This window comes from Alteromonas sp. ABV2_168, assembly GCF_056161165.1.
In genome coordinates, this window is the sequence record NZ_JBSWYQ010000004.1 from 317743 (window position 1) to 326087 (window position 8345).

Genomic DNA, 8345 nt, shown 5'->3' on the forward strand with positions numbered 1-8345 from the left:
TCAGGCTTCCTCAGCGACAGGACCGGATGATACCGTGGTTTCAGTCAGTTCCCCCGCCTGCATCGTCAGCTGTCGTGAGCAACGTAGTGCCAGCTCGTTATCATGGGTAACCAGCACCAGTGTCGTGCCCAGTTCACGGTTCATCTGAAATAAAAGCTGCTCAATTTTTTCACTGTTGGCAGCATCGAGATTACCTGTAGGCTCATCGGCAAAGAGGATTTTTGGCTGACCGATAAACGCTCTTGCGATAGCAACCCGTTGTTGCTCGCCGCCGGACAGCTGATTAGGGTAATGATGGGCTCTGTGGGACAAGCCCACCTGTTCCAGAATTTTCTTCGCGCGGCCTTTCGCATCACTTAGCCCTGAAATCTCCGCAGGCAGCATGACGTTCTCGATGGCTGTCAGACTTTGCACCAGCATAAAGCTCTGGAAAATAAACCCGACTTTCTCTCCCCTCAGCTGTGCCCGCGCCTCTTCGTTCATGGTATGAAGGGGAGCGCCGTCGAGATGGATTTCTCCGCTGCTCACTTCATCCAGCCCGGCCAGCAGACTCAGTAAAGTGGATTTGCCGGAACCAGACGCGCCGACAATGGCAACAGACTCACCTGCCTTGACTTCGAATGAAATTGATTGAAGGATCTGAAGCTCACCTTCACTCGTAGATACTGTTTTCGTAATATTTCGGGTGCTAATCATAGGAGTTGTCACTGCCGTGTTTTTGTTACAACGATACCGCCGCTTTGCTTTTGCATGGGCTCTTTTATTTTTACAGCTGTTGGTGGTTTCAGATCATCTGCACGCTGCGTCAGAAAATCAGCAAACATCACCGCATTTCAAACTGTTAGTCCTGGGTGATAGCCTAAGTGCAGGCTATGGTTTAAAGCAACAGGAAGGCTGGGTTAGTTTGTTACAAAATATCTGGAATGACGAACAGCATCAGATCGATGTAATAAACGCCGCGATAAGCGGAGAAACCACAGACGGCGGCCTGGCCAGACTTCCCAGATTGCTGGAACAACATCAGCCAACACATGTACTTATAGAATTGGGTGGTAATGACGGATTACAAGGTCATCCGGTCACAAAGACGAAATCCAATCTGAACGAAATGGTTAAGCTGGCAAAAGCGTCCGGGGCTACTGTATTCATACAGGATATGGAAATTCCTACCAATTACGGGCGTCGTTACACACAAATGTTCGCCAATGCATTTGATGCGGTGGCAGAAGAAAATGACATAAATTTAATCCCGTTTTTCCTGCAACAGGTAGCGCTGGATAAATCACTAATGCAAAACGACGGCATTCATCCTAATGCAGAAGCCCAGCCAATGATTGCACAGTTTATGGCTCAGCAACTCGCTCCGCTCATTCTGAACAGGAGCTGAGCCCGCCAGTTCAAAAAAGAGGATGCCCGGCATCCTCTTTTTTGTTTTACATCTTTACGGCTTCACATAATGTGAAGTCACGCCTTCAGGTTGTTCTGTCAGTTTCATGTAGCGGTCACGAAGTTTGGTTTGACGGGAAGACATTTCAATGGCTTCGCCTTCAATATAGACCTGCTCTGCCACTTCTGTTACTTCAAGGGGATCACCACTCCAGATCACCACATCGGCACGTTTGCCAGGAGCAAGTGAACCAACCTGACCGTCCACACCCAGAATCGCGGCAGGGACTGAAGTAAGACTGGCGATACCACCTTCATAACTGAGGCCGTTGGCAACAGCATTCCCGGCATGCTGGGCAGCCAGACGGATATTGTGAGTTTCCATACCTATAGCGACTTTCACACCGGCTTCTTCCAGTCTTGCCGCGTTATGTAACGTTGCACCTAACTGTTCAAAGTTACCCGGTAAGTTCAGCTGCGGGTCAAGAATAACCGGCACGCCGGCTTCAGCCAGTTCATCAGCAACACGCCAGGCTTCCACTCCATGCAGTAACACAAGATGCATGGCCGGGTGACGCTTTTTAAACGCCAGCACCTGGCGGATATCTGCTGCACGGTCGGCTTCGATGAATAACGGTACATCACCGCTGACAACACCTTTGAGCGCTTTGATATCTGCACGGGCGTTAATACCGTCCCAGCTTGAGGTCAGTGAAGGCACGGACTTCGTGCTGCTGACTTCATCAAACAGCGCTTCCAGTGTCACCCACAATGCAGCCCTTGAGCCGCCGTGGCTGTCGGCTGAATTACCGTCCACGTTCACCACCATAAAGGCTTTGTTTTTTAATATCTCTGCGTTGTCGTCAAGACTGATCACCGCACCCTGGCCATGGAATAACATGTCAGTGTACTGTACCGTCGTTGCCGCTGAGGTTACCCCTTCAATACGGCTTACGTCGATAAGCGTGGAGTCAGGATTAATCGCGTATGTGACATCCAGAGCCGCACCGGTTGTGCTGACAGGCGTTGCTCCGGCAGAAGAATCCACCTCGCCCGCCCAGGACGACACTTCAACAAGGCCAAGAGATGTCAACGCACCGACAAAACCCGGCGTAACAACTTTTCCGCTGGCATCCACACGGGTATAGCCTGCCGGCACGTTGCCGCCGGCTGTCACTTTTTCAATTTTACCGTCTTTAATCAATACAGTGCCGTTTTCAACCGTGCCCTGTGCTGTCTGGGTAAGTACTTTCCCCCCTGTAATGGCGATATTCTCAGCCATTACACCGGTACTGAGTGCTGCGGCAACAGCAAGTGATAATAAGCGCTTCATTTTACATCTCCTTCACCGACCTGACCCACTTCAAAATCGCTTAACGGCCAGCTGTCCGGGCTCTTCAGATCGTAAGCCTTACCACCGTCGATATAGACCTGTTCAGCTTTGGTGTAAGTCGAGAAAGGATTCCCTGTCCATAAAACAAGGTCGGCATTTTTTCCTGCTTCCAGAGAGCCGGTTTTATCAAAAATTCCCAGTGATTTTGCCGGGTTGGCGCTCAGCCATTGCCACGCATCGGCCATAGAGATATCCATGCCGGCACGTTTACCGTCAGACCAGGCTTTGGCCGCTTCCTGATTTAAGCGCTGAATGCCGAGTTCGTCGTCACTGTGTACAATGGCACAGGCTTTCGCAGCGTGTACCACCGGAATGTTTTCACGGATCCCGTCATAAGCTTCCAGCTTGAAGCCCCACCAGTCGGCCCACATGGAGGCACACACATTGTTTTCTGCCAGCTTGTCGGCAATTTTGTAGCCTTCAACAGCATGGTGGAATGAGGAAATCTGATAGTTAAATTCCTTCATCATGTCCATCATGACCGTCATTTCATCAGCGCGATAGCAATGCATATGCACAAGAATGTCACCATTAAGCACGCCGGCCATGGTTTCTAAATCCAGATCCCGTTTCGGGGCCTTGGGATCTTTCCCTGCATCGTAATCCGCTTCATATTTGTCCCATTCACGCATATAAGCCTGGGCGTCAGACCACGCCTGACGATAGCCTTTAACATTGCCCATACGGGTCATCGGGCCGCCTTTCTGACCATACACACGTTTCGGATTTTCACCGCAGGCCATTTTCATCCCGTAGGGGGCATCCGGAAATTTCATATCCTGCATAGTCCGGCTTGGTACGTTCTTCAGTACCACTGAACGGCCGCCAAATAAATTCGCTGAGCCGGGCAGTATTTGCAGCGAGGTGACACCACCCGCCAGAGCGCGGCCGAAACCGGGATCCTGTGGCCATACGGAATGCTCAGCCCATACGCCGGGAGTTACCGGCTTCGTCATTTCGTTTCCGTCAGACGTAGAACCCACCGACGGAGACGGATAAACACCAAGGTGGCTGTGGTTGTCGATAATGCCGGGAGTAACCCACTTTCCGTCACCGTCGATAACAACCGCATCAGCGGGGTATTCAACGGTTTCACCTGTCGCTACAATTTTCCCGTCAGCAAAATAAATCATGCTGTTTTCAATGCGGTTACCCACACCATCGAGGATGGTGACGTTGGTAATGACTGTGGGCTTTCCGGCTATGGGTGTGTAAGTGCCGGGATAAGGATCGGTATTGATTGACACATGAGGCGCCTGCTCTCCCTTTTCAGCCGGCTTATCGGAACAAGCGACTAAAACAGTGGAACACAGACAAGCCAGCGCTAAGGCCAGCTTTGTTGGTGTGTGTTTCATGATGTTTTCCGTTTTTTTATTGTTTACGTTTTTAGTATGAGTATTGCGGCTGTTTCTGTCGAAAAGCCCTCCCCACTAATAACCTAGACAATTGCGGGAAAACAAACAATATACGGTGAGATTAAGCGACGCTGCTATGCGAGGACTGACGACGCAGTACAGCGACAATTTCATCCGCTTTTTGCAATTTACGGATATCATTAAACAGGATTTCCGCTTGCGGATACTGACGCTTAAGATAACCACACCATTGCTTAATACGGTTGGGATAGTACCGTCCCTTATCGCCGTAAATCTCATAACCGGAATAATGAATCAATAAATCCGCCACTTCTTCCCAGCGCATAACCGCCTGCTCGCCGCGGATAGTCCGCGCCAGATTCGGCATGGCCAGTGCGCCGCGCCCCAGCATCAAATCAGTACAGCCGGATTGCTCCTGACAGCGCAGTGCATCACCGGCATGCCAGATTTCACCGTTAGCAACCAGTGGAATATTGGTGTGAGCGCGAATTTTAGCAATCCAGTCCCAGTAAGCAGGAGGCTTGTAACCCTCGGTTTTAGTGCGGGCATGCACGACAAGCTGGTCCGCGCCTGCCTCTGTTATAGCAATGGCATTTTCAATGGCCAGAGATTTATCTTCAAAACCCAGCCGGATTTTCGCCGTGACAGGCTGATTTGCCGGCACGGCGTCCCGTACCGCTTTGACAATGTTGTAAAGGGTTTCCGTTTCTTTCAGCAACACTGCCCCGCCCTTGCTTTTGTTCACGGTTTTTGCCGGACATCCGAAGTTCAGATCCACACCGGGGGAACCCAGCTCTACTGCTGTTTGCGCATTTTCTGCCAGCCACTCAGGGTGTTGGCCCAGTAACTGAACCCTTACCGGTACACCAGACGGTGTCACGCTGCCGTTATGCAACTCAGGACAAAGCTTATAAAAGGTTTTATGCGGTAACTTTTGATCGACCACCCGCACGAATTCGGTCACACACAAATCAAAGCCACCCACGCGGGTAAGCATGTCTCTCATCAGATGGTCAACGACCCCTTCCATGGGAGCAAGTAAGATTCTCATGTGTTTACACTGTGCCGGTATGGTTTAGAAACGGGCGCGAAGTTTAGCAGAGAAAAGGCAGCGAATCATCCTGCCACAGATGAAATGAAAGCCGTTGAGTAAGGGGTAATACAATATGAAGTGATGATACTGCGAGGTTCGCCGGTTAACTGGCGATGTTTTTCACGTCCTGAGCAATCCACAAACACACGTAGCATCCGAACTCACGGGTCAGGTACTGTTCGAACTCAGCTTTGGTATCGCAATCGCGAGAAACGATGCGCTGGCGGTTGCCGTCGTAAATCAGTGCTTTGAAAGTATACATAATGTGCCTCGCTGAGTCAGGAAGCACACTATACATTTAGACGTCTATACTTTCAAACGTCCGGAAGTGTAAACAAAGAATGTTTTGTTCTTAACCGGCCAAAATATATTCCAGACCGCCTATGATGGCTGCAACCTGAGCATCATTGCATATTTCATCAGAGGCTGATGGACTGTCGGGATAAACCTCGGTTGTCGTAACGTATGGCGCATCAGTCAGGCCTCCGCACAGAAACAGGGATTTCTTGTCATAGCTGATCACACCATCGTAAAGCACCTCAGCGCCGATGATTTTGTCATTTTCATCTGCAGGTGCGATGTGTGTAACGCCCCGCACTTTTTCGATGACCGCTTTCTGAAAATCCAGCTCAACCTTCCCGCTGTCAGCAACCAGATAAAAACCATCCGGGATCTCCCAGACGTCCTGAGTGATACCATCCCGCGCACCCAGGGCCGGCCGGAACTCGGAGTTATCAGTATCAGTGGTTTCGTGTAAATCGATGTGCATATGAACCGGCTCTTCAATGGCATCAACCATCGCTTTCAGCATGGCTGCTTCAGGTGCCGGAGAATCCGCGCGGAAACTGCGGTTAGGATCAACGGCAAGGGGATCCCAGCGGTTAATCGTTTCGTAACCCCATGGGCTGACACAAGGTGCAATTACGAAGTTACATTTGTCCTGCCACTCAGCCAGATGGTCTGTGGCAAACTTCAGTGCTCCCTGTACGCCGCTGGTTTCATAACCATGAACACCACCAGTAATAAGTACGGTTGGTAGGGATTTAACGAATAACTTTGGTTTGATGACGTAAAGCGGATAGCGGGACTCGTCGTAAGGTAATGCACCAAACTGTGTGATTTCATAATTCTCAGGTACCGCGGGCAACCGGTCAATCACTTCTTCTTTATAGCTACGTTTAACAGACTGGGCATCCAGCCACTGTTTTTTCTCTGTGTCTGACCAGGGCGTTCCGGGGGTACCAATAGGGTAATCTTGCATATCCAACCTTTGTTTCTGTTAACAACAATGTTCTGACTGACACGATACCACGGCATTTAAAGTTGCTGTTATCGCGAGTCAGATGAATATGCACTTTATCACGTTATCCGGCCCGGCAGAGAATTCCCAGGCACGCATCCTGTGGCGGGCTGGCAGCCTGAAATAACAGTCAGACTTTTTTCTGCAGTTTCTTAAGCAGTTTACTGAAGCGTTCATCTTCTTTGCCGCTGATACGCTGAAGGGTAAGTTTTGCCTGCTCCTTATTATTATCATGCAGATACAATTCAGCCAGCCGGAGATTCGCCCAGTTCAGAGAAGGCAAGCCATCTGTATCGATACCGGCTTCGGGCAATTCGCTCAGGTAAGTCTCCAGCGCCTGAATGCCGGTACCGGTATATTCACCAGACTGCACCGCTGTTTGCCCCAGGCGATAAAGACCGTATAACTGATTAAACCGATCCTCGCTGTATGCCTCCCATGCAGACTCATCTTCTACAGAAGCGGCCTCCAGGCGTAGCGTCAGCAAAGGCTGCAAGGTATCAAAAGCCTGCGGGTAAGCTTCATCACTCATATATTGATCGCCCAGCACGTATCTGGCATAAACCCGGGTTTCAGGTTTTTCCATTAGCTTATTAAGAAGCGAAATGCCTTCTTCTTTTTTATCACCGGCCAGCAAATATTTTGCTTCAGCAATCTGTCCTTCATCAGGGTCAAGTGCTGCTATATCAGCCACCAGTGATTTTGCCGTGTCCATATCGCCACCGGCTATGGATGGAACAAAAAGGTGATACTGGAAAAGAGCCTGATAAGTGCGGATTTCGTCAGGTGCCACTTCAATAGCTTTCTCCAGACTCTTACGGGCTTTTTTGGCATAGCCTAATGCTGAAAAAATACTCTCTCCTGCCTGTGCGCCCATCACACTCGCATGGAGCATGTACACACGGTAATTTTCCGGATAGGCACTGATAAAATCTTCCGCTGCCTTTTCTGCGTCATCCAGATCGGTTTTCATCAGTGCAGAGATGTAAGTAGAAAAACGCTCTGCCGACTTATTCTTTTCATCTTTCAGCGTCGCGATGACCTGGCCGTACTTACCTTCCTTAAACCAGGCGTCCAGTGCATCATCGGAAATCAGGGTGTCTGCACTGGCAATAACCGGAAAAGTAAGCGCACTCACACAAAGCGCGACCGTCGACAAACGTTTTATGAAAAGCGTTCCTTGCATAGCGATAATTCCTTTTATTAATCAACTATCAGACTAGCAATATTAAAGGATGGAAAGTATGTGAAAAAGTAACAATTTGTGATGATGGCAGGATCACCGGTGCAGTTTCCGCAGAAGAATTCAGGCAGGTAAATTTAAGGAAAAAAAAAAGACCAGCAATTGCTGGTCTTTCTTATATGGCGTCCCCTAGGGGATTCGAACCCCTGTTACCGCCGTGAAAGGGCGGTGTCCTAGGCCTCTAGACGAAGGGGACAGAAATTTTGTCTTGCGAAGCATGCTTCGCTAAATTTCTGTAAGGCGATTCACGATTTATCGTGAGAGCAGCCTTATCCTAGGTTCGGAAGCAAGCTTCCGAGATTTTCAGTAAGGCGAATCGAGCCCGCGAGATGAGCGACCTTATTCCTCTTACTGAACTTTCAAGTCCTGAATATGTTTAAGTGTAACTCACTGATGCAAGCTACAAACAACAACTCCGGCCTATCTCACAGTTTCAATCGACTGTGACGCGATATAAATGGCGTCCCCTAGGGGATTCGAACCCCTGTTACCGCCGTGAAAGGGCGGTGTCCTAGGCCTCTAGACGAAGGGGACAGAAATTTTGTCTTGCGAAG

At 49.7% G+C, this 8345-nt stretch carries 8 protein-coding genes and 2 tRNA genes; 1 reads left to right on the forward strand and 9 read right to left on the reverse strand.

Features of this window, described 5'->3' with window-relative positions; genetic code table 11:
• Complete coding sequence (locus ACXAH4_RS09080; protein WP_474845393.1) at window positions 1-696, reverse strand: ABC transporter ATP-binding protein; 696 nt, start codon at window positions 694-696, stop codon at window positions 1-3.
• 22 nt (window positions 697-718) lie between these two features.
• On the opposite strand from ACXAH4_RS09080, the gene ACXAH4_RS09085 reads away from it, so the two are divergent.
• Window positions 719-1387: an arylesterase gene (locus ACXAH4_RS09085; protein ID WP_442858458.1), complete on the forward strand. Its 669-nt coding sequence runs from the start codon at window positions 719-721 to the stop codon at window positions 1385-1387.
• Between the two features lie 54 nt (window positions 1388-1441).
• Here ACXAH4_RS09085 and ACXAH4_RS09090 read toward each other — a convergent pair whose 3' ends face one another.
• The 8 genes from ACXAH4_RS09090 to ACXAH4_RS09125 form a co-directional block, all read right to left on the reverse strand.
• Window positions 1442-2719, reverse strand: coding sequence for an amidohydrolase family protein (locus ACXAH4_RS09090; protein WP_474845391.1), 1278 nt, complete (start codon window positions 2717-2719; stop codon window positions 1442-1444).
• Window positions 2716-4137, reverse strand: a complete 1422-nt coding sequence (locus ACXAH4_RS09095) for an amidohydrolase (RefSeq protein ID WP_474881592.1) — start codon at window positions 4135-4137, stop codon at window positions 2716-2718. Before ACXAH4_RS09095 ends, ACXAH4_RS09090 begins: the two co-directional genes overlap by 4 nt.
• A gap of 118 nt (window positions 4138-4255) precedes the next feature.
• Window positions 4256-5206 (reverse strand): tRNA dihydrouridine(16) synthase DusC, encoded by a 951-nt coding sequence (dusC, locus tag ACXAH4_RS09100; RefSeq protein WP_474845389.1) that lies wholly within the window; start codon window positions 5204-5206, stop codon window positions 4256-4258.
• Between the two features lie 145 nt (window positions 5207-5351).
• Window positions 5352-5510: a hypothetical protein gene (locus ACXAH4_RS09105; protein ID WP_474845387.1), complete on the reverse strand. Its 159-nt coding sequence runs from the start codon at window positions 5508-5510 to the stop codon at window positions 5352-5354.
• A gap of 90 nt (window positions 5511-5600) precedes the next feature.
• Window positions 5601-6509, reverse strand: a complete 909-nt coding sequence (locus ACXAH4_RS09110) for a M14 family metallopeptidase (RefSeq protein WP_474845385.1) — start codon at window positions 6507-6509, stop codon at window positions 5601-5603.
• A 169-nt stretch (window positions 6510-6678) separates the two neighbouring features.
• A complete protein-coding gene (locus ACXAH4_RS09115) occupies window positions 6679-7734 on the reverse strand; it encodes a tetratricopeptide repeat protein (protein WP_474845383.1) in 1056 nt (351 codons plus the stop codon).
• 177 nt (window positions 7735-7911) lie between these two features.
• A tRNA-Glu gene (locus ACXAH4_RS09120) sits at window positions 7912-7987 on the reverse strand.
• A 262-nt stretch (window positions 7988-8249) separates the two neighbouring features.
• Window positions 8250-8325 (reverse strand) — tRNA-Glu (locus ACXAH4_RS09125).
• Window positions 8326-8345: the final 20 nt, after the last annotated feature.

Excerpts from the sequence above, each read along its gene's own strand:
- ACXAH4_RS09080 (WP_474845393.1), bottom strand. The coding sequence starts at position 696 with ATGATTAGCACCCGAAATATTACGAAAACAGTATCTACGAGTGAAGGT.
- ACXAH4_RS09090 (WP_474845391.1), bottom strand. The coding sequence starts at position 2,719 with ATGAAGCGCTTATTATCACTTGCTGTTGCCGCAGCACTCAGTACCGGT.
- dusC (WP_474845389.1), bottom strand. The coding sequence starts at position 5,206 with ATGAGAATCTTACTTGCTCCCATGGAAGGGGTCGTTGACCATCTGATG.
- ACXAH4_RS09105 (WP_474845387.1), bottom strand. The coding sequence starts at position 5,510 with ATGTATACTTTCAAAGCACTGATTTACGACGGCAACCGCCAGCGCATC.
- ACXAH4_RS09110 (WP_474845385.1), bottom strand. The coding sequence starts at position 6,509 with ATGCAAGATTACCCTATTGGTACCCCCGGAACGCCCTGGTCAGACACA.
- ACXAH4_RS09115 (WP_474845383.1), bottom strand. The coding sequence starts at position 7,734 with ATGCAAGGAACGCTTTTCATAAAACGTTTGTCGACGGTCGCGCTTTGT.